Raw genomic sequence first — 24,773 nt, 5'->3', positions numbered from 1 at the left:
CCCGCTCAATCGGTGAGCAGCGGCAACATTTGACCAGCGTTGCGACAAGTGTGGGCTGGCTGCGCCGTCGCGGCTGCGACATAACCGGCGCGAGACCTTGTTCCCGCCGAGCATGCCATGACCACCCACCCGAGGCCGATCCGACATCCGCAGCATTGGGCGACGGCCGCGATGCCGCCGCTGCAGCGCTTCCTGTCGGCCTGCCATGCCGACTTCTGGCCCGATCATGACGGCACCGTTGCGAACTACATCCCCGAGCTCGGCAAGGCCGACCCGGCGCATTTCGGCATCGGCCTCGCCACATTGGACGGCCACGTCTACGAGGTCGGCGACAGCCGCGTGCCGTTCACGATCCAATCGATGTCGAAGCCGTTCGTGTTCGCGCTCGCGCTCGATACGCTCGGCTCCGACGAGGTCGAGCGCGTGATCGGCGTCGAGCCGTCCGGCGATCCCTTCAATTCCATCCGGCTCAATGCGGAGAACCACCCGTTCAATCCGATGGTCAATGCCGGCGCGATCGCGTGCAGCGGCCTGATCCGCAAGGCACGTCAGAATGACGCCTTCGAGACCATCCGCGACGCGCTCGGCCGCTTCGCCGGCCGCAAGCTCGATGTCGACGACGCGGTGTTCGCGTCGGAAGCCGCCACCGGCGATCGCAACCGCGCGATCGCCTATCTGCTGCGGACGTCGGAGGTCATCAGGGAGCCTGTCGACGACGTGCTCGCGGTCTACTTCCGGCAATGCGCCGTGCTCGTTACCGCGCGCGACTGCGCGATCATGGCGGCCACGCTCGCCAATCGTGGCGTCAATCCCGTCACCGGAGAGCAGGTGGTGACGCCCTATGCGGTGTCGCGCACGCTGTCGGTGATGACCTCGTCGGGCATGTATGACTTCGCCGGCGAATGGATCTACCGCGTCGGCATTCCCGCCAAGAGCGGCGTCGGCGGCGGCATCCTGGCGAGCCTGCCCGCGCGGCTCGGGCTCGGCAGCTATTCGCCCAGGCTCGACGGTCACGGCAACAGCGTGCGCGGCATCAAGGTCTGCGAGGCGCTGTCGGCGCATTACGGCCTGCACATGCTCAACCGTTCCGACGATGCGCGCACCACGATCATCGCCGACTACGACATCGGCGCCAGCCCGTCGCGACGCAGCCGCCGCGCGCAGGAGCGCAACATCCTCGCCGCACATCCGGACGCGGTGCGCGTGCTCGAGCTGGTCGGCACGCTGTCGCTCTCCAACGTCGACTACGTCTCGCGCCAGCTTGCGGCGAGCACGCGACCGCAATTCGTCATCGTCGACCTCCATCGCGTCACCGCGATGACACAAGCAGGCGTGCGCCTGCTTTCCGAGCTGTTTCACGAGCTCGCCGACTTCGACGTGACCGTCGTGCTGTCGGGCATCCGCCGCAGCTCGCCGGAATGGCAGGAAATCGCGGCCCGCACCGGCGACATCAGGAACGTCCGCGACTTCTACCTGCTCGACGCCGCGATCGAATGGGCCGAGGACCAGATCGTCTATCGCTATGGCGGGGCGATCGACTTCCTCGAAACCACCGAGCTCGCCGAGCAGCCGCTGCTCGCCGGGCTCTCCGCGGACGAGCGCCACGAGCTCGCGGCGCTCGCGACCATCCGGCACTATCAACAGGGCGAACGCATCCTGGCGGCCGGCGATGCTGCGGCCTCGCTTTTCTTCCTGCGCTCCGGCGTCGTCCACGTCACCCTGCCCGACGGCATCCGGCTGGCGACGCTGACGGCAGGGCAATGCTTCGGCGAGATGGCACTGCTGGAGCCCGTGCGCTCCGCCGACGTCGTCGCGGATTTCTCCGCCACCGCGTTCGAGATCTCGCTGGTGGATTTCGAACGTTTCCGCGTGCGCCATCCGAAAGCCGGCGAGCGCATCATGCGCAATCTGGCGCTGCTGCTGGCCGAGCGTCTGACGGTCGCCAATGCGCGGCTCAACCTGCTCGCAGCAGACTGATTTCAGCGCGTCGAAGTCAGTCATCGAAGCGTCGCACGCGGTCGAAGCAAACAAATACTCAAGGTTGCAATTCACAGTAACTAACAGCTTCCGGTCGATAATTCGCATCACTCGTATTTGTACGGGCTCGCCTAAACGTTACCGGGACTCGGTCGCAGGACAACCATAAGCGAGCCCAATTCACGCCGCATTACCCGACGATGTTCTGAACCGTCGATGAACGCCGAGTGGGGACTCGCGAAGCGAACGTCGAAGTGGGGTGTTCCGAGTAAAATTCCAGCCGACGTAGCGTGTGTATTTGCGCCACGGAGAGTCGTGTCCAGTGTCCAGGGAGGAAACGGCATGAAGGAAGCCACTAAGAGGGCAACGTCGGAGGCACTCGCGCATATGCTGGCGGTGACATCCATGATCGTCATCGCCAGCGTCCTGTTCTACGGGCGATGAAGGGCTGTCTGGAGGTTCTGCGTCGCAGTTTCTTCATCGCCCGTAGGTAGGAATGTGAGCTTGATTGCTCACGCGAACGACCGAGTTGAGTTGCGTTTGAGTTAGTAGGCGTAGCGTAACAGTATTGTGTCAATCGCGCGGCGATCCGGGTCGGGACGAATTTTTCATGCGTATCGTCCCGCCTCGGCCGCCCGCGGTCGACCTTTTCAGACGTCGTTCTGTTCCCCATCTTCATTTGACTTTCCCGAAGTACGGCACGATGCCGCCTGCGAAGGTGACGAAGCAGGCCATGACGAGATCGCCGATCGCAAGTTCGTGGTCGCCATGGGCCATGATGCGAAAGCCCTCACGCATATCCACCAGCACGATGTTGTAGGGCACATGCGCGCGCGTCTCCGGCGTCGCGGCACGACAGACCAATGATGCCGCATAGATGGTACCTTCGCCCGTCGCCGCGTGATCGGTGAGCGCAAGCGAGCCGCAGGCCGCGCAGAAGCCGCGGCGGAAATACTGCAGGTGGGCACAGCACGCACAGCGCTGAAAGCGAATCGCTGCAACCCCCCTGGTCCAGTCGGACGATTCGCTCATCGCACACGCTCCCAGAACATGCTGACATGCGACGACAGCACGCCGCCATCGCCGTGCAGCAGCGCCAGCGCTGCTTCGCGGACTTGGCGAGGTCCGGCGCGCCCCGTCATCTGCAGATGCGCTTCGCTCAGATGCGCCATGGCGCCGCCGACGCCGCAATGACCGTAGCTGAGCAGCCCGCCATGGGTGTTGAGCGGCACGGCGCCGTCGCGGCTGAAATGACCGGCCCTGACCCGCGCCGCCGCCTCGCCGCGGCCGGCGAGGCCGAGATCCTCGAGCAGCATGCAGAGCGTGATGGTGAAACTGTCATAGACGGCGGCGTAGTCGACGTCTTTGATGTCTACACCCGCTGCTGCCTTCGCCTTCGCGATCGCAATCTCGGCGCCGAGCTCGCTCAGGGCCGGCGCCGCCGTGACGTGCTGATGCGTGTGCGCCTGGGCGCAGCCACGCACGCGCACCGCCGTCGCTCCGGTCGGCTCGCGGCTGATGATGATGGCGGCGCCGCCGTCGGACACCGGACAGCAGTCGAGCAGCTTGAGCGGCCGCGCCACCGGCTTCGATGCCATGACGTCCGCGATGGTGATCGGCTCATGGAATTGCGCGCCGGGATGATCGAGCGCATGCGCCCGCATCAGCACGGCGAACTCGGCGAGGTCATGCTCGGTGACGCCGTATTCGTGCATGTAGCGCGAGGCGACGAGGCCGTAATAGGCAGGGATGGTCGGCCCGAGCGGCAGCTCATAATCGGGATGGCCGACCTGGGCCAGCGCCTGGATCGACGCATCGCGGCTCTGCCCGGTCAGCCGGTTCTCTCCGGCGACCACGAGCATGTGCCTGACGACGCCGGCTTCGACCAGGTGATGCGCGAGCATCACCATCGCGAGCCCGGTGGCGCCGCCGACCTGCACCGCATGGGCGTAAGAGGGTGTGATGCCGAAGTGCTCGGCGAACACGGTTGCGAGCATGATGTGCGGCGACACCGTGGAATAGCCGCACAGGATGCCGTCGATGTCGCGCCGCGTCAGCCCGGCATCGTCGAGCGCGAGCTGCGCGGCCAGGCTCATGAGATCGAGCGAGGAGCGGCCGTCGTGTTTGCCGAACGGCGTGAGACCGGTGCCGGTGACGTAGGTCATCTGGCGCACCAAGAGCACCGCCGCGCTCCCCTCCCCCTTGCGGGGAGGGGTCGGGGGTGGGGGTGGCCGCACGAGGAGTCGTCGTGGGGTACCCCCCTCCCTGCCCCTCCCCCACAAGGGGGGAGGGAATGCGGGCAGCGTGCGTCCATCACGATTGGGTTCATCATTTCAGCAACAGTTCATCTCAATACGACTTCGGCATGCCGAGGACCTTCTCGGCGATGAAGGACAGGATCAGTTGCGGGCTGATCGGGGCGATGCGGGGGATCAGGGATTCGCGCAGGTAACGTTCGACGTGATACTCGCGCGCGTAGCCGAAGCCGCCATGGGTCATCACCGCCTGCTCGCAGGCGTGGAAGCCGGCTTCGGCGGCGAGATATTTCGCGGCGTTCGCCGCCGGGCCGCAAGGCCGGCCCTGGTCGTACTGCCAGCCGGCCTGCAGCACCATCAGCCACGCGGCCTCCAGCTCCATCCAGTTCTTCGCCAGGGGATGCTGGATGCCCTGGTTCTGGCCGATTGGGCGATTGAACACGTTGCGCACCTTCGCATAGGCCGACGCGCGCGACAGTGCGAGATGACCGAGCCCGACGGCTTCGGCGGCAATCAGGATACGCTCCGGATTCATGCCGTGCAGGATGTAGTCGAAGCCGCGCCCCTCCTCGCCCAGGCGATCCTCGACCGGAATCTCGACATCCTCGAAGAACAGCTCATTGGAGTCGACCGGCTTGCGGCCCATCTTCTCGATCTCGTGCACCTTGATCCGGCTGCGGTCGAAATCGGTGTAGAACAGGCTGAGCCCATGGGTCGGGCGCTTCACCTCCTCCAGCGGCGTCGTGCGCGCCAGCAGCAGAATCTTCTCGGCGACCTGCGCGGTCGAGATCCACACCTTCTGGCCGTTGACGATGTAGCGGTCGCCCTTGCGCACGGCACGCGTCTTGAGCTGGGTGGTGTTGAGGCCGGTGTTCGGCTCGGTCACGGCGAAGCAGGCCTTCTCGCTGCCATCGACGATGCCCGGCAGCATCCGCGCACACTGCTCTTTGGTCCCGAACACGACGACCGGATTGAGCCCGAACACGTTCATGTGGATCGCCGAGGCACCGGACATGCCGGCGCCGGATTCGGCGATGGTGCGCATCATGATCGCAGCATCGAGAATGCCGAGCCCGGAGCCGCCATACGCCTCCGGGATGCAGATGCCGAGCCAGCCAGCCTCGGCCAAGGCCCTGTGGAAGTCGGCGGGAAAACCGCCCTCCTTGTCCTTCTTCAGCCAGTAGGCATCGTCGAAGCGAGCACAGATTTTGGCCACCGCATCGCGGATCGATTCCTGGTTGGCGGAGAGCGCGAAATCCATCGTCTCACTCCCTGGCAGGCGCCGGCGTCGTCACGCCGTCGCGGATCATCGCGGCGATCTCCTCGTCCGAGAAACCAAGCTCGTGCAGGATAACCGCGCCATGCTCGTTCGGCCGTGCCGCCAGACGCAGCGGCTCGGCCTTGGTCTCGGACCAGGTCGCGGACACGCGGGTGCTGCGGATCGGACCTTCGGTCGGATGTTCGACCACGGGAAAGAAATCGGTCGCCACGAGGTGCGGATCGTTCAGCAGGCTTTCGAGGTCGTGCATCGGCATGACCGGCACATCGGCGGCATCCAGCAGATCGGTCCATTCGGCCGTGGTCCGCGTCTGAAAGATGCGCGCGAGCTCGGCATAGACGAAATCGATGTTGGCGGCACGCCGGGCAAAGCTGTTGAACCTGTCATCCGCGCGCAGGTCGGTGCGGCCGGACGCGGTGAAGAACGCGTCCCATTGCTTGTCGTTGTAGACGATCACGCAGATATGGCCGTCGGCGGTCTTGTAGGGCCTGCGGTCGGGCGACAAATGCCGCGCATAGCCGCCCTTGTCGAGCGGGGGCTGGTAGGTGAGCCCGCCCATGTGGTCGCCCATGATGAAGGCCGACATGGTCTCGAACATCGGCACGTCCAGGCGCTGGCCGCGCCCGGTGCGGTCACGGTGCACGAGGCTGGCGCAGATGGCACCGACCGCCGTCAGGCCGACGATGCGGTCGACCAGCGCATTGGGCACATAGCGCGGCGTGCCGTCACCGGCGACCGCCATCAGATGCGACAGCGCCGCCCCGCCCTGGATCAGATCGTCATAGGCGGGCTTGGCCGCATAGGGACCGTCCTGGCCGAAGCCGAACACGCCGGCATAGACCAGCCGCGGATTGAGCGCGGAGACCACGTCGTAGCCGAGGTTCAGCCGGGCCATCGCCTGCGGCCGGATGTTGTAGAGCAGCACGTCGGCATCCTTGACCATGCGCAGCACAGCCTCGCGTCCCCTGGGCTTCTTCAGGTCGAGGCAGATCACGCGCTTGCTGCGGTTGGTATTGAGATAGACCGGGCCCATGCCGGGATGATGCCACGGGCCGATCTTGCGGGTGACGTCTCCTTCCGGCGATTCCACCTTGATGACGTCGGCGCCGTAATCGCCGAGCGTCTGGGCGGCATACGGCCCCATCAGCACGGTGGTCATGTCGATGACCTTGATGCCCGCAAGCGGTCCCATCGTGACGTCGGCTCCCTTGATCCTTGTTGTCGCCAGAGCTAACGGCACCTGATGTTCCCTAGCAAGCGGGCCAGCGGGTATGGGGCCATGCGTCTGATCCCACGCCGCAACATTCCGTGCCGCGGATCACGGACGAGGGCCGCTGCGCTGCACCAGATGTTCCGTGCGGCGAGCTGCATTCTAGGAATCCATTTCAACGTTCAGGTGTGTCAGCATGCCGGTCCAACATCCAAAAACACCACTTAGGAGAACGCTGTCATGACGCTCTATCAGGGCAAATGCTTCTGCGGCGCGGTCGAGATCGAGGCCGACGGCGAGCCGGAGGCGATGGGCTATTGCCATTGCTCGTCCTGCCGCTCCTGGTCGGCCGGTCCGGTCAACGCCTTCGCCCTGTGGAAGCCACAGAGCGTGCGGGTGACCAAGGGCGCCGATGCGATCGGCACCTATCACAAGACCGACATGAGCTACCGCAAGTACTGCACCAAGTGTGGCGGACATCTGATGACCGACCACCCGCCGCTCGGCATGATCGACGTCTATGCCGCAACCATTCCGACGCTCAAGTTCACGCCCGGCGTGCACGTCAACTACGCGGAGACGGTGCTCCCCATCAAGGACGGCCTGCCGAAGCTGAAGGATTTTCCGGCCGAGTTCGGCGGCTCCGGCGAGATGATGCCGGAGTGAGGCAAGCGCTGCGCTTGGGATAGACACGAGCATCAGGGGCCTCGCGACAGGATCTGTCCGAGCTGTGCTGATCGACGCGGCCCTCTTCGAAACAGAGGGCGCAGGGAAGGCCGGGTGCCGACTGGCACCCGTGGCCCCCGTGCGAAAGAAAGCACGGGGAGAGAACCACAGGTTCAGCCGGATCAACCCGGCCTTCCCTGCGCGATGGTTTTCACGCTTACTTCGCGATCTCCTCGGTGCACCGGCTTTTGGCCACCGTCGCCCTTGGGATCATCATGCCCCTTAGGCTTGGCATCAGCATCGGGATGCCGGGACCACGCGACTTCACGTCCGCAACCTGCCGTTCGTCCGCGCAGACAAGCTACGCTGCGACATGTCGCGGCCACCGCATCCCTGCCTCACGTCTCGTGACGATCGCGAAGCGCCCCTCGTGGCGAAGCAGGATGGGGAGAGTGAAACATATTTTCTGGAAAAGCGAAACATAAATATTTTTGACCAGGGGACTGGACAGGCCCAATCGGCTTGAAGGCGCTGGCGAAATTCGCCGCTTGGCCGATCGTGGCAGAGTTCCGCAAAAGCGCATGGGGATGATGCGCTCCGGCCTGCCGAAATGGATGGTGAAGGGAGCACGGAGTTCCGTATGATCTGCGGCGAGCCATCACGGGGTGCCCTGACACAATGCCCGCCGATCTCGTCCAGACCTTTCGCGCCTTCGCCTACAACAATGCATGGGCCAATCACCGGCTGCTGACCGCCTGCGGCCAGCTCAGCGCCGAGGATTTTGCCGCCGATCGCACGGGCTTCTTCCCGAGCCTGCAGCGGACGCTGAACCACATCTACATCATCGATCTATTCTACATCGATGCGCTGGAAGGCGGCTGGCTCGGCCCGATGGCGTGGCAGAACGAGGTGCCGTTCCCGCGGCTGGCCGATCTTGCGAAGGCGCAGGGCGCGATGGACCGCCGGCTGATTGCATTCTGCGAGGCGCTGACGCCGGCGCGGCTCGACGACACCGTCCGCATCAACCGCGAGAGCCGGGTGCAGAACGAGCGCTGCGACCGGCTGCTGCTGCATCTGTTCCAGCACGACATCCACCACCGCGGCCAGGCCCATGCGATGCTGTCGAGCACGTCGGTGAAGCCGCCGCAGCTCGACGAGTTTTTCGCTGCGGATGATTCAAGCTTGCGGGCGAAGGATTTCGCCGAGCTGGGATTCAGCGAGGAAAAGGTGTGGCGGAGCTGATGCACGCGTGGCTTCCCTCCCTCCGCCATTCCGGGGCGCGCGCAGCGCGAGCCCGGAATCCATAGCCACAACCGGCCGTGGGGCGCGAGATGCTCGTGGCGCCTGCCTTCGACATACCTCGTCCTGTGGTTATGGATTCCGGGCTCATTCGCGCTGCTTCAAAATGGCTTCGCCATTTTGCGCGCGAATGCCCCGGAATGACTGGGAGGAGAGATCAGCGCGAGGCATTGGCCCACACCTCGCGCGGAAGCCGGTACATCACCTGCCAGCGCAACGGGCTGTCCGCCTCGACTCGCGGATGATCGAAATCCGACGCCTCGTCCCTGACCATGCCGAGCTTGCGCATGACGTTCTGTGACGCCTGATTGGCCGGCGCGGCATAGGCGATGATCTCGTAGAGGCCGAGCTCATCGAAGCCGTACGTGAGCGACGCCCGCGCCGCCTCGGTCGCAATCCCCTGCCCCCAGGCCGCGCGCGCCAGCCGCCAGCCGATCTCGACCGCCGGCGTGAACGGCGCATCGAAGGCGACGCGGAACAGGCCGGTGGCGCCGAGGAAAGTGCCGGTGGCGCGGTCTTCGACCACCCAGAAGCCGAAGCCGTGCGCGGCCTGATGGGCGATCTGGAAATCGATCCACCGGTCCGAGTCCTGCCGCGCTGGCAGCGCGCGGAGGAATTGCATCACGGCCGGATCGGCGGACATCGCCGCGAACGGCGCGCGATCGTCGTCGTGCCACTCGCGCAAGGTCAGGCGTTCGGTGGAGATGATCATGATGGGCAATCGGACCAGTCAATGACAAAGAGCTTCCGCATCGCGGAAGCTCTCCTGTATCACCGTCATTGCGGAAGCAATCCAGAGCGGCACGCGCGGCCCTGGATTGCTTCCGCCGTCGCCTTTCGGGCTATGGCGGACAAGTCGCTTCGCTCGCAATGACGAACGATAGACGGTCGTTGAGCCTACTTCACCGGCTCCAGGATCGACACGTAGTTCGCGACCGCCGCACCACCCATGTTGAAGATGCCGCCGAGCTTGGCATTGGGGAGTTGCATGCCCTCCGGCGCGGAGCCGGTGAGTTGCATGGCGGTCATCACGTGCATGGAGACGCCGGTGGCGCCGATCGGGTGGCCCTTGGCTTTCAGGCCGCCGGAGGGATTGACCGGCAGCTTGCCGTCCTTGAGCGTCCAGCCCTCCTTGATGGCGCGGGCGCCCTGTCCCCGCGGCGTCAGGCCCATCGCTTCGTACTCGATCAGTTCGGCGACGGTGAAGCAGTCATGGGTCTCGACGAAGGAGAGATCGGACAGCGTGACGCCGGCCTTTTCCAGCGCGCACTGCCAGGCCACCGTGCAGCCCTCGAAGGCGAGGATGTCGCGCTTGGACATCGGCAGGAAATCCTGCGCGTGCGCGGTGGCGCGCACGTTCACTGCTTTCGCGAAGGACTTCGCGGTCTCGCTGTCGGTCAGCACCAGAGCGGCGGCGCCGTCGGACACCAGCGAGCAGTCGGTGCGCTTCAGCGGGCCGGCCACGTAAGGGTTCTTCTCGCTCTCGGAGCGGCAGAACTCGAAGCCGAAATCCTTGCGCATCTGCGCATAGGGATTGGCGACGCCGTTCCTGTGGTTCTTGGCGGCGATCAGCGCCAGCGCGTCGGACTGGTCGCCGTACTTCTGGAAATAGCCCTGCGCGATCTTTCCGAACACGCCGGCGAAGCCGCCGACGGTGTCGCCGTCCTCCGGCAGGTAGGACGCCTTGAGCAGGTTCTTGCCGATCTCCGGGCCCGGTGTGCGCGTCATCTGCTCGACGCCCACGACCAGCACGATTTTCGCGGCGCCGGCGGCGATGGCGCGGATGCCCTGGTGCACGGCGGCCGAGCCCGTCGCGCAGGCGTTCTCGACCCGGGTCGCCGGCTTGAAGCGCAGCGCCGGATCGGCCTGCAGCACCAGCGAGGCGGTGAAATCCTGGGGCGAGAAGCCGGCGTTGAAATGGCCGAGCACGATCTCGTCGACGTCACCGGCCGAGATGCCGGCGTCGGCGATCGCCTCATTGGCGACCTTGACGACGAGGCTCTCGACGGTCTCGGCGTCGAACTTCCCGAACGGCGTATGCGCCCATCCGACGATGCTGGCGGTCATGCTCTCTCTCCCGAATGTCTCCCTGCCCCTCAAATGGCGCTTTGCGCCATGTGAGTCCAGAGGCTGGCGGCCGTCTCAGGCCACGAACTTGCCACCGAGCTCATCCTCAATGTGAATCCGGATGATGTCGTCGAAGGTCTTTTCCTCGGTGGTGAAGCCGAGTTCGCGGGCCCGCTTGGCCTCGAAATTCCGCGGCCAGCCGGCGACGATGCCCACAATGAAGGGATCCGGCTCCCGCTTGATGCGATCCGCCACCTTGTCGCCTGCCACGCGGCGCAGGGCTGCGATCTGCTCGCCGACCGTCGCCGACAGGCCGGGCATGGTCAGGTTCCGGCGTGGGCCGATCTTGGCCGTGTCCATGGTTGCGGCATGCAGGAGGAAGCCGACCGCCGAGCGCGGCGTGGCGTGCCAGTGGCGGACGTCCTCGGACACCGGCAGCACGGCCTCCTTGCCGGCCAAGGGCTCGCGCAGGATGTTGGAGAAGAAGCCGGAGGCGGCCTTGTTGGGCGCGCCGGGGCGGATGCAGATGGTCGGCAGGCGGATGCCGACGCCGTCGAAGAAGCCGCGGCGGCTGTAATCGGCCAGCAGGAGCTCACCGATCGCCTTCTGGGTGCCGTAGCTGAGCAGCGGCGCATTGACGAACTCGTCGCCGATGGCGTCGGGGAACGGCGCGCCGAACACCGCGATCGACGAGGTAAAGACCAGCCGCGGCTTGTAGCCGTCGCCGATCAGCCTGACGGCGTCGAACAGCATCCGCGTGCCGTCGAGATTGATGCGGTAGCCCTTGTCGAAATCGAGCTCAGCCTCGCCGGAGACGATTGCAGCGAGATGGAAGATCACGTCGGGACGGTCGGCGACCAGCTTCTCGGCGAAGCCGGGCACGGCGAAATCGCCGGCGATGGTGTCGACGGCGATGGACGTGTCGGGCTTCGCCGGCGCGACGATGTCCTGCAGCGTCATGCGGGTGATTGCGGCCTCGCCGAGGCGGCCGTCGCGCACGAGCCGCTCGACCAGCTTGCGTCCGACCATGCCGGCGGCGCCGAGAACGAGAATATGCAAGGGTAAACTCCTTCAAATGCAACGATTGGGCATGGTCTCAACGTTCGTCATTGCGAGCGAAGCGACTTGTCCGCCATAGCCCGAAAGGCGACGGCGGAAGCAATCCAGAGTCATCGGAATGGCTCTGGATTGCTTCGTCGCTTCGCTCCTCGCAATGACGGGAGTTGAGATCCGCGTGAGCAGCAAGCGACGCCTTGACCCGGCTCACGGACAAAGCCGCCTACTCCTTCACCGCGCCGGTCATGGCCGACACATAATGCTCGACGAAGAAGGCGTAAAGGATCACCAGCGGCAGCGAGCCGACCAGGGCGCCGGCCATCAACGATCCCCATTTGTAGATGTCGCCGTCGACGAACTCGTTGACGATGGCGACCGGCACGGTCTTGTTCGGCGTCGACTGCAGGAAGGTCAGCGCGTAGATGAACTCGTTCCAGCACAGGGTGAACGAGAAGATGAAGGCCGAGATCAGGCCGGGCACGGCGAGCGGCACCACGATCTTCACCAGGATCTGCCAGCGGCTGGCGCCGTCGATCAGCGCGCATTCCTCGAGCTCGAACGGGATGGTCTTGAAGTAGCCCATCAGCAGCCAGGTCGAGAACGGGATGAGCAGCGTCGGATAGACCAGGATCAAGGACAACGGCGAGTCGAACAGCCCATAGGCCTGGATCACCGAGGCCAGCGGGATGAACAGGATCGACGGCGGCACCAGATAGGCGAAGAAGATCAGCACGCCGACGGTATCGGCGCCCTTGAAGCGCAACCGCACGATCGCATACGCCGCGAGCACCGAGGCGAAGATCGACAGCGTGGTGGCGCCGACCGCGACATACATCGTGTTCCACAGCCAGCGCGGATACTGCGTCTCGAACAGCAGCTTGGAGATGTGCTTGAAGGTCGGATGCACCACCCAGAACGGATTGTACTTCTCCATGTCGATCAGCTGCTCGTCCGGTTTGATCGACGTCAGCCCCATCCAGTAGAACGGGAACAGCAGCACCACGAGGATGATGCCGAGCGGCAGATACAGCGTGATCAGCCGGCGCGGCAGCGACTCGAGGTAGCTCATGCCCTCGGATTCGTCGGTGCCGGCCGTGGTGGGCGCCTTGGCGTGCAGCGTGGTGTCGGTCATTGGTCGGATCCTTGCTGCCATTTGCGCCGTTGCATGCCGAACCAGGAGATCGCGATCGCCGCCATCAGGAACGGGATCATCGCGGTGGCGATCGCGGCGCCCTCGCCGAGCCGTCCGGAGATGATGCCGCGCTGATAGCTCAGCGTCGCCATCAGGTGCGTGGCGTTGACGGGGCCGCCACGGGTGAGTGCCCAGATCAATTGGAAGTCGGTAAAGGTGAACAGCACCGAGAACGTCATGACGACCGCGATGATCGGCGTCAGCAGCGGATAGGTGATGAAGCGGAAGCGCTGCCAGCTGGTGGCGCCGTCGAGCGTGGCGGCCTCATAGAGCGAGGGCGACACGGTCTGCAGGCCGGCCAGCAAGGTGATCGCGACGAACGGCACGCCGCGCCAGATATTGGCGATGATGACGGAGGCGCGCGCCCAGTTGGTGTCGCCGAGAAAGTTGATGTTCTGCGTGATGATTCCGAGCTTGATCAGCGACCAGGAGATGATCGAGAACTGGGAATCGTAGATCCACCAGAACGCGATGGCCGACAGCACGGTGGGCACGATGAAGGGGATCAGCACGATGGCGCGGATCATTGCCTTGAACGGCATGTGCCGGTTCAACAGCAGCGCAAGATAGAGCCCGATGGCGAATTTGATGGCGCTCGCCACGATCGTGTAGAGCAGCGTGTTGAACACCGACAGCCAGAAGATCGAGTCGTCCCACAGCCATTCGTAGTTCTCGACCCCGACGAAGACGCCGCTGCGGCCGATCTTCTCGTCGGTGAAGCTCATCCAGACGCCGAGGCCCAGCGGATAGGCCAGGAACAGGATCAGGAAAGCCGCCGCGGGCAGCATGAACCACAGCGCGATGACGTTGCGGTTGGTCTTGATGCGCACCCATGCCGAGGGCTCGCCGACGGCGGCGCCTCGTGGCAACGAGGTCTGAATGGTACTCATTTATCCAGCAGCTCCCTTCGAACCGTGGGGTGAGCGACGCGCGCCCACCGGCGTTCGGGACGGATAGAGTTACTCCGTCATTGCGAGGAGCGAAGCGACGAAGCAATCCAGAGTCCGACGTTCCTCCCGGGATTGCTTCCGCCGTCGCCCGTCGGGCTATGGCGGACATGTCGCTGCGCTCGCAATGAGGGTGGGCACGGCGCGTTGCGCCTTGCCCACCCTCCGACGATGGCGACCGGCGCTCTCGCGCGCCGGTCGGCCTCGCTCAGCGGAAGATGCGCTTGGCCGAGCGCTCGGCGCTCGCCATCGCCGTCTTCACGTCCTCGCGGCCCGTGCAGTAGTTCGCGAACATGTCGACCAGGACGAAGTCGGCGATCGCGGCCGCAGCGGCCTCGCCGAGCTTGCCGACGCCGGCCGGCGTGGTCGCGGTCGCCGCGACGTCGCGATACGGCGTGTTCTTCGGATCGACGGTCCAGATCGGGTTGGCGTCATAGGCCTTGAGGAAGTGCGACAGGTAGCCCTGCGCCGCCTCGATCCACGGATTGAACTGCTCCGGCTCCAGCATGAAGGCGGTGAACGCCTTGCAGGTCTGCGGATACTTCGAGAAGTTGAACACCAGGATCGGGAAGCCCAGATGCATCTCGCGGGTCTTGCCGTCGAGGCCGGGCGGCAGATGCGCGTGGTTCATGTCCTCGGCGATCTGCGGCGCCTCCTTCTTGGCGGTCACGTAGATCGAGATGCCGTTGACCGTCGCGTAGAGCTGGCCGGCCAGGAACGCCTTGTTGTTGGAACTATCGTTCCACGACGCGGTGCCCGGCACGAAATTGTCGTACAGGCCCTTGACGTATTCGAGCGCCTTGGCGGTCTCCGGCGAGTTGATGACGACCTTGTTGTCCTTGTCGATCAAATTGCCGCCGTGCGCCCACAGCGCCCAGTGCACCCAGCCATTGGCGTCGCCCGAGGCATGGCCGAGCGCCATGCCGCCCGGGGTGCCGTTCTTGTTCATGGCCTTGAAGAACTCGGACATTCCCGCGAGATCCTTCGGGAACTCCTTGAAGCCGGCCTTTTCAGCCGCCGAGACGCGGTAGTTGATGAGACCGCCGGTGGCCGCCACGGGAATGCCGATCCACTTGCCGTCGAGCATGCCATAGGCCTTGCCCGAGTCGGTCCAGCCGCCGCACTTCTTGCCGAGGTAATCGGCGACGTCGGTCATGTCGACGCACTTGTTGGAGAACAGGAAGGGCAGCGTGTAGAGGCCCCACACCATGTCGAGCCCCTGCCCCGTATTGGCCGCGACCGAGGCCTTGGGCTGGACGTCGTCATAGGATTCGTTGGAGACGTTGATGGTGACGTTGTTGGCCTTCTGGAAGGCGTCGACGATCTTCATGAAGGCCACGTCCTCGGCCTCGACGAAGCGCTTCCAGCGCATCATGTTGATCTTGGCGCCGGGCTCGGGCTTGAAGGGCGAGGTCTGCGCCCAGGCCTTGGCGTAGCCGAGCAGGTCCTCGGCCGACATGGTCGCGGCAGCCGCCAGCAAGGTCGCGCCGCCCTTGAGCAGAGACCGTCGATCGGTGGGGAAATGAGCCATCTGAAGTTTTCTCCCGTTGAGTATTTTGCTTGTTTTGTTTGTTGTGTCGTTGCGTCGAGCGGCCGGCTCAAATCCTCCGGCCGCTATCCTTGTCGAACAGATGCGCCGCCGACGCGCGCGGGCGCAAATGGATCTTCTCGCCGGGATTGACCTCGTGGCGATCGCGGAACACCGCGATGATGTCCTGGGTGCCGATGCGGGCGACGATCTGCGTCTCCGAACCGGTCGGCTCGACCACGACAACCTCGGCTTCGATGCCGTCGCTGGCGAGCTCGAGATGCTCGGGCCGCACGCCGTACACCACAGGACGGCCGTCGGAGGCCGCCGGCGCGGTGAGGATCGGCAGCCGGGCGCCGTTCTCGGTCTCGACATAGACCGACCCATTGGACTTCAGGTGGCCGTTGAGGAAGTTCATCGCCGGCGAGCCGATGAATCCGGCCACGAACTGGTTGTCCGGCTTGTCGTAGAGATCGAGCGGCGAGCCCATCTGCTCGACGATGCCGTCATGCATCACGACGATCTTGTCGGCCATCGTCATGGCCTCGATCTGGTCGTGGGTGACGTAGACGGTGGTGGTCTTGAGCCGCTGATGCAGCTCCTTGATCTCGGTGCGCATCGCGACGCGCAGCTTGGCGTCGAGGTTCGACAACGGCTCGTCGAACAGGAACACCTGCGGATCGCGCACGATGGCGCGGCCCATCGCGACGCGCTGGCGCTGGCCACCGGAGAGCTGGCGCGGATAGCGGTCGAGCAGCGGCGTCAGCGCCAGAATCTCGGCGGCGCGCGCGACGCCCTTCTTGATGTCCTCCGGCCGTGCGCCGCGCAGCTTCAGCGAGAAGCCCATGTTGTCGGCGACCGTCATATGCGGATAGAGCGCGTAGTTCTGGAACACCATCGCGATGTCGCGCTCTTTCGGCTGCACGTTGTTGACGACGCGCTCGCCGATCGAGATGGTTCCGGCGGTGATGTTCTCGAGCCCTGCGAGCATGCGCAGCAGCGTCGACTTGCCGCAGCCGGACGGCCCGACCAGCACGACGAACTCGCCATCCTCGATCGGAATCGTCACGCCGTGCAGCACTTCGAATCCGCCGAATGATTTGCGCACGTCGCGAATTTGCACCGACGACATCAATTTCCTCCTCAAAGACCGACAGCATTGGCTGCTTGCCGGCGGCATTCTGACCGTTGTTCTCGGCCGTTTGATCAGGCCGCTTGTCGTTTTGTAGTCCTGGTCGTGCAGTCTTGTTCTTGGTGGTCTTGTTTTTGATGGTCTTGTTGGCTCTGGTCGTTCCGACTGGCTCCGAAACAGGGCCAGTGCGGCCGACATTGTCCGCAGTTCAGTTCGCTTCCGCAATGCCTCGCTTAGCAACCGCGTGATAGCGCTGTCAATATCGCTTGTGTACCAGACCGCCTATGCTATGAGCGAGGCATGGGACGGAAACGCATCGAGCCGGGCAAAGTCCGGCTGACCGAAGTTGCGGCACTGGCGGGCGTCAGCCCGATCACGGTGTCACGCTTCTTCCGTAATCCCGACACGGTCTCGGCCGGCCGCCGCACGAGGATCGAGAGTGCCGCCAAGGAGCTCGGCTATGTGCCGAACCTCGCCGCGCGCGCGCTCGCATCGCAGCGCACCGAAGTGATCGGCGTGCTGATACCGTCCCTCACCAACAACGTGTTCTCCGACGTGCTGCGGGGCATCTATGATGCGTTCGAAGGCAGCCGCTACAGCATCCAGCTCGCCAACACCCGCTACAGCGTGTTGCAGGAGGAGCGCCTGCTGCGGTTGTTCCTGATGCAGAAGCCGGCCGGCCTGATCGTGACCGGTCTCGACCAGACGGCGGAGAGCCGCTCGATCATCCAGGCAGCGGACTGTCCCGTCGTGCAGATCATGGAGCTCGGCGCCAACCCGATCGACATGATGATCGGATTTTCGCACGTCGATGCCTGTTTTGCAGCCATTTTACACCTTCTCGCGCAGGGCTGCCGTCGCATCGGCTTCATCGGCGCCCGCATGGACCCAAGGGTGCAGCGCAGGCTGCAGGGCTATCAGAACGCGATGAAGGAGGCCGGCTTGTTCGACCCGCGTCTCATCGTCACGGCGCCTGTTCCGACCTCGACCACAATGGGCGGCAGCCTGTTCTCCGATCTGCTGATGAAGGCGCCGGATCTCGACGCCGTGTTCTGCGCCAACGACGATCTCGCGCTCGGCGTGCTGTTCGAATGCCAGCGCCGGCACATTGCGGTGCCCGAGCAGATCGCGATCGTCGGCTTCAACGACATGGAATTCATGGCCGCGGCGGTTCCGACGCTCACCAGCGTGCGTACCAATCGCTACGAGATGGGTCGGCGTGCGGCGACGATGATCATGGACGCCGTCGAAGGCCGTCCCGTGGCGCAGCGCGTCGTCGATCTCGGCTTCGAGGTGATCGAACGGCAGAGCTCGACCTTGCAGCGCGCCGCCGCAAGTCCGCAGCCCGCGTCGGGGCGCGCTTCCGGAACAAAATGGTAGCGCAACCAAAAGCCATGAACTAGAACCACTCGAACCAACGACGACTTGAACGAAAGACGTAGGCGATCTTCGACAGCGGGCCGATGGCGCGCAGACGACGGACCGGCCTCGCCACGTTTGCACTGCGGGAGAAAACACATGACGAACTCGAACGGGCATGCCGGCAACGGCGCTGACAAAAGCCGCAAGCTGCGCTCGCAGGCGTGGTTCAACGATCCGCACAATCCGGGCATGACCGCGCTCTATCTCGAGCGTTATCTGAATTACGGCCTGACCCGGGCTGAGCTGCAGTCGGGCAAGCCGATCATCGGCATTGCCCAGACCGGCAACGATCTCTCGCCCTGCAACCGCCACCACATCGAGCTGGCGCACCGCGTCCGCGAGGGCATCCGCGCCGCCGGCGGCATCGCGATGGAATTTCCGACCCATCCGATCCAGGAGACCGGCAAGCGCCCGACGGCCGCGCTCGACCGCAACCTCGCTTATCTCGGCCTAGTCGAAATCCTGTTCGGCTATCCGCTCGACGGCGTGGTGCTGACGACCGGCTGCGACAAGACGACGCCGGCCTGCCTGATGGCCGCGGCGACCGTGAACATCCCCGCCATCGTGCTGTCGGGCGGCCCGATGCTGAACGGCTGGCACGAGGGTCAGCGCACCGGCTCCGGCACCGTGGTGTGGAAGTCGCGCGAGCGGCTCGCCGCCGGCGAGATCGGCTATGAGGAGTTCATGGAGATCGTCGCCTCCTCGGCGCCGTCGGTTGGCCATTGCAACACCATGGGCACGGCATCGACGATGAATGCGCTGGCCGAGGCGCTCGGCATGTCCCTGCCCGGCTGCGCCGCGATCCCCGCGCCCTATCGCGAGCGCGGCCAGATCGCCTACGAGACCGGAACGCGCATCGTCGACATGGTGTGGGAAGACCTGAAGCCATCCGACATCCTGACACGCAAGGCGTTCGAGAACTGCATCGTCGCCAACTCCGCGATCGGCGGCTCGACCAACGCGCCGATCCATATCAACGCGCTGGCGCGCCATGTCGGCGTCGAGCTCGACATCGACGACTGGCAGAAGGTCGGCCACGACGTGCCGCTGCTCGTCAACATGCAGCCGGCCGGCTTCTATCTCGGCGAGGAATTCCATCGCGCCGGCGGCGTGCCGGCCGTGATCGGCGAGTTGATGCGGCACAAGCGCATCCACGAGGACGTCATCACCGTCAACGGCCGCAGCATGGGTGAGAATTGCCGCGAGGCAGCGAAGCCCGACGGCGACGTGATCTGGTCCTACGACAAGCCGCTGGTGAAGGATGCCGGCTTCCTGGTGCTGCGCGGCAACCTGTTCGATTCCGCGATCATGAAGACCAGCGTGATCTCCAAGGAGTTCCGCGACCGCTATCTCAGCAATCCGAAGGACCCGAACGCCTTCGAGGGCCGCGCCATCGTGTTCGAGGGGCCTGAGGACTATCACGACCGCATCGATGATGAGCAGCTTGCGATCGACGAGCACTGCGTGCTGTTCATCCGCGGCGCCGGTCCGATCGGCTATCCCGGCGGCGCCGAGGTCGTGAACATGCAGCCGCCGGCGGCGCTGATCAAGCGCGGCATCCTGTCCCTGCCCTGCATTGGCGACGGCCGGCAGTCCGGCACCTCGGGCTCACCGTCGATTCTCAATGCGTCGCCGGAGGCCGCCGCCGATGGCGGGCTCGCAATCCTCAAGACCGGCGATCGCGTGCGCATCGACCTCAACAAGGGCTCGGCCAATATCCTGATCTCGGACGAGGAGCTTGCGAAGCGGCGCGCCGAGCTGAAGGCCAAGGGCGGCTTCCCGCACCCCGCCAACCAGACGCCATGGCAGGAGCTCTATCGCAACACCGTCGGCCAGCAGGCCACCGGCGCCTGCATGGAGCTTGCCACGCGCTATCACAACATCGCCGGCACCGTGGGTGTGGCAAGGCATAATCACTAGACCCAACTGCCGTCATTCCGGGGCGCGCGAAGCGCGAGCCCGGAATCCATACTCCCGATCGTGGTTATGGATTCCGGGCCCATCGCTTCGCGATGTCCCGGAATGACGATAACTAAGAAGTCAATTCCCAAGGGAGACTCCATGTCCGACCGTCTCAAGGGCAAGCGCGCCTTCGTCACTGCCGCCGCTGCCGGCATCGGCCGCGCCTGTGCCATTGCCTTCGCGCGTCAAGGCGCCACCGTATTCGCCACCGACATCGATGAGAACGGCCTGAACACGCTGAAGAGCGAAGGCATTGCCGAGGTCGCGACGCTCGACGTGCGCAACACCGCGGCCGTGAACGCGATGGCCGAGCGGGTCGGCAAGGTCGAGATCCTGCTCAATGCCGCCGGCTTCGTGCATAACGGCACAATCCTCGACTGCTCCGACGACGACTGGGATTTCTCGTTCGATCTGAACGTCAAGTCGATGCATCGCACGATCCGCGCCTTCCTGCCGAAGATGCTCGATCAGGGCGGCGGCGCCATCGTCAACATCGCCTCCGCCGCGGGCGTGTTCAAGGCGGCACCGAACCGCTACGTCTACGGTGCGACCAAGGCAGCCGTGGCGGCGCTGACGCGCTCGGTCGCAGCCGATTTCGTCGGCAAGAAGATCCGCTGCAACTGCATCTGCCCGGGCACGATCGAAACGCCCTCGATGCTGGGACGCGCGGCCTCGGCCGGCCCGAACGGGCTGGAGATGTTCATCTCGCGCCAGCCGATGGGCCGGCTCGGCACGGCGGAGGAGATCGCCCATCTCGCGGTCTATCTTGCCAGCGACGAGAGCGCGTTCACGACCGGCGTCGCGCATACCATCGACGGCGGCTGGACGCTGTAGTTCTGCTCCGTCATTCCGGGGCAGCCCGCAGGGCTGAACCCGGAATCTCGAGATTCCGGGTTCGCGCTGCGCGCGCTCCGGAATGACGACAACAAAGATCGACCGGGGAAACATCATGAACCACATCGACCTTACCAACCGCTGCGCCGTGGTCACCGGCGGCGCGCAAGGTTTTGGCCGCGCCATCACCGAGCGCTTCAAGTCGTCGGGCGCGAAGGTTGCGATCTGGGATCACGACATCGCGCTGGCGGAGAAGACCGCGCAGGCGATCGGTCCGGAGGTGCTGGCGCTGCAGGTCGACGTCACCGACACCAAAGCGGTCGAAGGCGCCCGTGACGCGACGCTGGCCGCGTTCGGCAGCATCGACATCCTGGTCAACAATGCCGGCATCGCCGGCATCAACAAGACGGTGTGGGAGACCGATCTCGAGGAGTGGCGCAAGGTGCTGCGCATCAATCTCGACGGTCCCTTCATCTGCGCCAAGGCGATCGTGCCGGTGATGCTGAAGCAGGGCTATGGCCGCATCGTCAACATCGCCTCGATCGCCGGCAAGGAGGGCAACCCGAACGCTGCGCACTACTCCGCGTCCAAAGCCGGCCTGATCGCGCTGACAAAGTCGCTCGGCAAGGAGCTGGCGCAGCACAACATCACGGTCAATGCGGTGACGCCCGCCGCGGCGAAGACTGCCATCTTCGACCAGATGACGGAAGCGCACATCAACTTCATGCTGTCGAAGATCCCGAAAGGCCGCTTCGTGCTGGTGGAAGAGCTCGCCGCGCTGGTGTCGTGGCTCGCCTCTGAAGAGTGCTCGTTCTCGACCGGCGCCGTATTCGACATTTCCGGTGGCCGCGCAACTTATTAGTCGGCGTGCCGATCGATAGAGCCCGTCCTCACCGAGAAATCGTCATTGCGAGGAGGCGAAAGCCGACGAAGCACTCCAGAGCTCCTCGCGCGGCCCTGGATTGCTCCGCGGCGCCGCTGCGCTCGCAATGACGGCGATAGGCAGAACCGTTCCGGTACTGCTGACGATCGCGAGAGATCATGACCAGTTGGAGGTCCCACCATGACCCACCACGGCGGCTGCTTCTGCGGCGCGGTGCGCTTCCAATGCACCGGCGAGCCGATCAACGTACGCGTCTGCCACTGCCGCAACTGCCAGCGGGCGACGGGCGCGCCGTTCTTCGCCCGCGCGCTGTTCGCGCACGACGCGCTGACGATCACCGGCGAAACCGCGCGCTTCCCCTCCTCCGACGCGCTCGATCGCATGTTCTGCCCGCGCTGCGGCGTCAGGCTGTTCTCATGGCGCAGGACGCGCCCGGTTGTCGGCGTGGCCCTGGCCTGCTTCGACGACCGCAACGCCTTTGCCCCGACCGAGCACATCTGGGTCTCGGAAAAGATGGATTGGGTGCAGCTCAGCGACGGCCTGCCGCAATTTCCGGAGAATCCCGCGTAGCATCGGGGAACCATCGTGCCTATGTAAGGCGGTAACGCGTCCGGAACCCCGATCCTTGAACATCTCGCTCTACGGCATCTCCGTCTGGATCCTGCCGATCATCATCGCCATCACCTTTCATGAGGCTGCTCACGCCTTCGTCGCCTGGCGGTTCGGCGACGACACCGCGTTGCGACTCGGTCGCGTCAGCTTCAACCCGCTCAAGCACATCGATCCGTTCGGCACCGTCCTGCTGCCGGGCATGCTGCTGCTGTCCGGCTCGCCGTTCCTGTTCGGCTACGCCAAGCCGGTGCCGGTCGATTTTCGCAATCTGAAGCCGCTGCGCGCCGGCATGGTGATGGTGGCGCTGGCCGGACCGGCCACCAACATCGCGCTGGCGCTGGCGGCCGGACTGGCGTTCCACGCCCTGCCGCTGGTTCCACCGGAGGCGGCGCGGTGGGTGGCCAGCAATCTGTGGAATATTTTCTCGTTCAACATCCTGCTCGCCGTGTTCAACATGCTCCCGATACCGCCGCTCGATGGCGGCCGGGTCGCGGTGGGCGTGCTGCCGGCGGCGCTGGCGCGGCCGCTTGCCCGGCTCGAGCCGTATGGCATGCTGATTCTGATCGGATGTCTGATCCTCCTGCCGCTGGCGGGTTCCCAATTTGGTCTCAATCTTGATCTCGTGTCGGGGCTGCTCCGCGCCACGACCGATTCTCTGAAGCAGCTGCTTCTGCTATTGACGGGTAATGTCTAGATCTACCCGTCAGGGATGGTAACGAACGAGCCCCGAGGCACTCTTGGTCAAAGCCGCTGACATGATGATCGCACGCCGCGCCGACACCCGCGCCCGTGCCGATTTCGCGACCTGGAAGATGATCGCCAAGCTGAACGGCGCCTCCGGCCTGCCGCCGGCGGCGCAGGACTTCCTGGCAAGCTACAAGGCCCGCCTCGGCGACATGCCGGAGGACGAGGCGACCGAGGCCACCATCCGCGAGATGTACAAGGCCTATTATGCCGAGATGGGCGGCGGCGGCGCCCCGCCCGAGGTCAAGCCGGTCGCCGCCGAGCCGGTGACCGGCAATGTCACCGCCTTCCGCAAGCTGCCGCCGAAGAAGGCGGCGCAAAGCGGGACGACCGCTCCGCGCAAGCTGCCGGTTGCGCTGATCTTCGCCGCGCTCTGCGTGGTCTACGTCGGAGTCAGGCTGTATTGGCAGTGAGGTCAGCCGAACCCCACCCGCTCATTTCGGCGGGTTGAACTTGACCGGCAGGATGAAGGAGAACTCGTCGTCGGTGAGGCCCGCGGGAGGCTTTGGCACGGGATCCGAACGGCGGACCATGCTGAGGGCGGCCTGATCGAACTCCGGATCGCCGGACGTTTCCTTGACGTCCACCGAGACGACACGGCCGAGCCGATTGAGCACGAGCGCCAGCTTGAGCTGGGCAGCGGCCTTCTTTCCGGATGGATACTTCTTGTGCAGTTCGAAATAGGCGCTGATCTTGCGGCCCCAATTGGCCGTCAGCCTTTGCACGTCCTTGCCGATACCGGCATTCGGCGCTTTGGTCTTCTCGGCTTCAGGAACCTTCTCGTCCAGGGCCTTGCGCGCGCTGTCTTCGGAGGCTTCCTGCGCCTCCGACGCCTGTGTCTGGACCGTCGCGACCTTCTGCTCCTCGGTCGGCTTCTTCACGTCAGAGGTCGTGACCTCGCGGTCGGCCTCCTCGGTCGTGGTCGGCACATCCTTCTGCAGATCGGTCTGCTCGACCTCGGCCTTCTGCTCCTGCATCTGCGGAGCGGCGGTCTGCGCTACCGAGTCCTGTCCGACCGGAACCTCGTCGTCCTCGACCTTCGGCGAGCCCATATCGATGTCGATGACCTCGGCGCCCGCCGCGCCGAGGCCGCCGGCGTCCTCGTCGTCGTTCAGATGCGTCAGCGCCAGCGCGGCCCCGCCGACATGCAGGATCAGCGCGCCCATGATCGCCAGAAACCAGAGACGGCGCGAGGGGGAGTGCCCGATGTCGAGGTCGCTCATCACAAGCCGGCGCTCCTCACGGCTGCGCGGGCTGGGCCGGCGGCACCTGCACGGCCGCGGCAGGCGGCGCTTCCAGCGCCACCAGCTTGATCTTGGTGTAACCGCCGGCGCGCAGCAGTTCCAGGACGCCCATCAGCTCGCCATAGGGCACCAGCTTGTCAGCGCGCAGGAAGATCGGCCGGTCCTTCGGCTGATCGGTCATGGCATCGAGCTCGCGCACGAGATCGACGCGCTTGACCAGATTTTCCCCGATCGCCAGCGACAGGTCCGGCTTGATCGAGACATAGGTCGGCTTGTCCGGCTTCTTCTGCGGCGTGGCGCTCGAGGACGGCAGGTCGATCGGCAGGTCGACGGTCGAGAGCGGCGCGGCCACCATGAAGATGATCAGCAGCACCAGGATGACGTCGATGAAAGGCGTCACGTTGATGTCGTGGGTCTCGTCGAAATCGTCGTCGAGATCGCCTTCGGAGAGCGAGACGGCCATC

General features: G+C 65.0%; 23 protein-coding genes. 10 read left to right on the top strand and 13 right to left on the bottom strand.

What is annotated here, in order from left to right:
- Positions 1 to 117 precede the first annotated feature (117 nt).
- The gene (gene glsA / locus QW863_RS08610) at positions 118 to 1,977 is read left to right on the top strand and encodes a glutaminase A (protein WP_315714446.1); all 1,860 of its coding nucleotides are present in this window, start codon (positions 118 to 120) and stop codon (positions 1,975 to 1,977) included.
- Positions 1,978 to 2,652: 675 nt separating this feature from the next.
- On the opposite strand, the gene QW863_RS08605 is transcribed toward glsA, so the two are convergent.
- From QW863_RS08605 to QW863_RS08590, 4 genes are all read right to left on the bottom strand, one after another.
- Positions 2,653 to 3,009, bottom strand: a complete 357-nt coding sequence (locus QW863_RS08605; protein WP_315714447.1) for a Zn-ribbon domain-containing OB-fold protein — start codon at positions 3,007 to 3,009, stop codon at positions 2,653 to 2,655.
- The gene (locus tag QW863_RS08600; protein ID WP_315714961.1) at positions 3,006 to 4,142 is read right to left on the bottom strand and encodes a thiolase family protein; all 1,137 of its coding nucleotides are present in this window, start codon (positions 4,140 to 4,142) and stop codon (positions 3,006 to 3,008) included. Before QW863_RS08600 ends, QW863_RS08605 begins: the two co-directional genes overlap by 4 nt.
- A 184-nt stretch (positions 4,143 to 4,326) precedes the next feature.
- On the bottom strand, positions 4,327 to 5,493 hold the full coding sequence (locus QW863_RS08595) for an acyl-CoA dehydrogenase family protein (RefSeq protein WP_315714448.1): 1,167 nt from the start codon (positions 5,491 to 5,493) through the stop codon (positions 4,327 to 4,329).
- A 4-nt stretch (positions 5,494 to 5,497) separates the two neighbouring features.
- Complete coding sequence (locus QW863_RS08590; protein ID WP_315714449.1) at positions 5,498 to 6,703, bottom strand: CoA transferase; 1,206 nt, start codon at positions 6,701 to 6,703, stop codon at positions 5,498 to 5,500.
- Between the two features lie 258 nt (positions 6,704 to 6,961).
- Between QW863_RS08590 and QW863_RS08585 the strand changes: the two genes are divergently transcribed.
- Positions 6,962 to 7,387: a GFA family protein gene (locus QW863_RS08585; RefSeq protein ID WP_315714450.1), complete on the top strand. Its 426-nt coding sequence runs from the start codon at positions 6,962 to 6,964 to the stop codon at positions 7,385 to 7,387.
- Positions 7,388 to 8,065: 678 nt separating this feature from the next.
- Entirely contained in the window at positions 8,066 to 8,629 is a 564-nt protein-coding gene (locus QW863_RS08580; protein ID WP_315714451.1) for a DinB family protein, read from the top strand.
- 214 nt (positions 8,630 to 8,843) lie between these two features.
- Here QW863_RS08580 and QW863_RS08575 read toward each other — a convergent pair whose 3' ends face one another.
- The 7 genes from QW863_RS08575 to QW863_RS08545 form a co-directional block, all read right to left on the bottom strand.
- Positions 8,844 to 9,398 carry a GNAT family N-acetyltransferase gene (locus QW863_RS08575; protein ID WP_315714452.1) on the bottom strand — a complete coding sequence of 185 codons (555 nt, stop codon included), beginning with the start codon at positions 9,396 to 9,398 and terminating at the stop codon, positions 8,844 to 8,846.
- A gap of 185 nt (positions 9,399 to 9,583) precedes the next feature.
- The gene (locus tag QW863_RS08570; protein ID WP_315714453.1) at positions 9,584 to 10,753 is read right to left on the bottom strand and encodes an acetyl-CoA acetyltransferase; all 1,170 of its coding nucleotides are present in this window, start codon (positions 10,751 to 10,753) and stop codon (positions 9,584 to 9,586) included.
- A gap of 75 nt (positions 10,754 to 10,828) precedes the next feature.
- Positions 10,829 to 11,812 carry a D-erythronate dehydrogenase gene (gene denD, locus QW863_RS08565; RefSeq protein WP_315714454.1) on the bottom strand — a complete coding sequence of 328 codons (984 nt, stop codon included), beginning with the start codon at positions 11,810 to 11,812 and terminating at the stop codon, positions 10,829 to 10,831.
- A gap of 220 nt (positions 11,813 to 12,032) precedes the next feature.
- A complete protein-coding gene (locus tag QW863_RS08560; RefSeq protein WP_315714455.1) occupies positions 12,033 to 12,941 on the bottom strand; it encodes a carbohydrate ABC transporter permease in 909 nt (302 codons plus the stop codon).
- Positions 12,938 to 13,891, bottom strand: a complete 954-nt coding sequence (locus QW863_RS08555; RefSeq protein WP_315714456.1) for a sugar ABC transporter permease — start codon at positions 13,889 to 13,891, stop codon at positions 12,938 to 12,940. Before QW863_RS08555 ends, QW863_RS08560 begins: the two co-directional genes overlap by 4 nt.
- A 265-nt stretch (positions 13,892 to 14,156) precedes the next feature.
- Positions 14,157 to 15,479, bottom strand: coding sequence for an ABC transporter substrate-binding protein (locus tag QW863_RS08550; protein ID WP_315714457.1), 1,323 nt, complete (start codon positions 15,477 to 15,479; stop codon positions 14,157 to 14,159).
- A 67-nt stretch (positions 15,480 to 15,546) separates the two neighbouring features.
- On the bottom strand, positions 15,547 to 16,608 hold the full coding sequence (locus QW863_RS08545) for a sn-glycerol-3-phosphate ABC transporter ATP-binding protein UgpC (protein WP_315714458.1): 1,062 nt from the start codon (positions 16,606 to 16,608) through the stop codon (positions 15,547 to 15,549).
- 300 nt (positions 16,609 to 16,908) lie between these two features.
- Between QW863_RS08545 and QW863_RS08540 the strand changes: the two genes are divergently transcribed.
- The 7 genes from QW863_RS08540 to QW863_RS08510 all read left to right on the top strand — a co-directional run bounded on the left by QW863_RS08540 (position 16,909) and on the right by QW863_RS08510 (position 23,478).
- Complete coding sequence (locus tag QW863_RS08540) at positions 16,909 to 17,988, top strand: LacI family DNA-binding transcriptional regulator (RefSeq protein ID WP_315714459.1); 1,080 nt, start codon at positions 16,909 to 16,911, stop codon at positions 17,986 to 17,988.
- 138 nt (positions 17,989 to 18,126) lie between these two features.
- On the top strand, positions 18,127 to 19,950 hold the full coding sequence (locus QW863_RS08535) for an IlvD/Edd family dehydratase (RefSeq protein WP_315714460.1): 1,824 nt from the start codon (positions 18,127 to 18,129) through the stop codon (positions 19,948 to 19,950).
- A gap of 141 nt (positions 19,951 to 20,091) precedes the next feature.
- Complete coding sequence (locus QW863_RS08530) at positions 20,092 to 20,826, top strand: SDR family oxidoreductase (RefSeq protein WP_315714462.1); 735 nt, start codon at positions 20,092 to 20,094, stop codon at positions 20,824 to 20,826.
- Between the two features lie 115 nt (positions 20,827 to 20,941).
- Positions 20,942 to 21,688 carry an SDR family NAD(P)-dependent oxidoreductase gene (locus QW863_RS08525; protein WP_315714463.1) on the top strand — a complete coding sequence of 249 codons (747 nt, stop codon included), beginning with the start codon at positions 20,942 to 20,944 and terminating at the stop codon, positions 21,686 to 21,688.
- Positions 21,689 to 21,889: 201 nt separating this feature from the next.
- Entirely contained in the window at positions 21,890 to 22,279 is a 390-nt protein-coding gene (locus QW863_RS08520; protein ID WP_315714464.1) for a GFA family protein, read from the top strand.
- 55 nt (positions 22,280 to 22,334) lie between these two features.
- A complete protein-coding gene (locus tag QW863_RS08515) occupies positions 22,335 to 23,015 on the top strand; it encodes a site-2 protease family protein (protein ID WP_315714465.1) in 681 nt (226 codons plus the stop codon).
- Positions 23,016 to 23,076: 61 nt separating this feature from the next.
- Positions 23,077 to 23,478, top strand: a complete 402-nt coding sequence (locus QW863_RS08510; protein ID WP_315714962.1) for a hypothetical protein — start codon at positions 23,077 to 23,079, stop codon at positions 23,476 to 23,478.
- A gap of 21 nt (positions 23,479 to 23,499) precedes the next feature.
- Here the strand turns inward: QW863_RS08510 and QW863_RS08505 are convergent, their stop codons facing one another.
- Positions 23,500 to 24,288, bottom strand: a complete 789-nt coding sequence (locus QW863_RS08505; RefSeq protein WP_315714466.1) for a TonB family protein — start codon at positions 24,286 to 24,288, stop codon at positions 23,500 to 23,502.
- Positions 24,289 to 24,304: 16 nt separating this feature from the next.
- Entirely contained in the window at positions 24,305 to 24,772 is a 468-nt protein-coding gene (gene exbD / locus QW863_RS08500; protein WP_315714467.1) for a TonB system transport protein ExbD, read from the bottom strand.
- Position 24,773 lies beyond the last annotated feature (1 nt).

The sequence above is a fragment of the Bradyrhizobium sp. SZCCHNR1017 genome (assembly GCF_032381375.1).
Taxonomy (GTDB): domain Bacteria; phylum Pseudomonadota; class Alphaproteobacteria; order Rhizobiales; family Xanthobacteraceae; genus Bradyrhizobium.
This window is presented reverse-complemented; position numbering and strand designations above follow the sequence as displayed.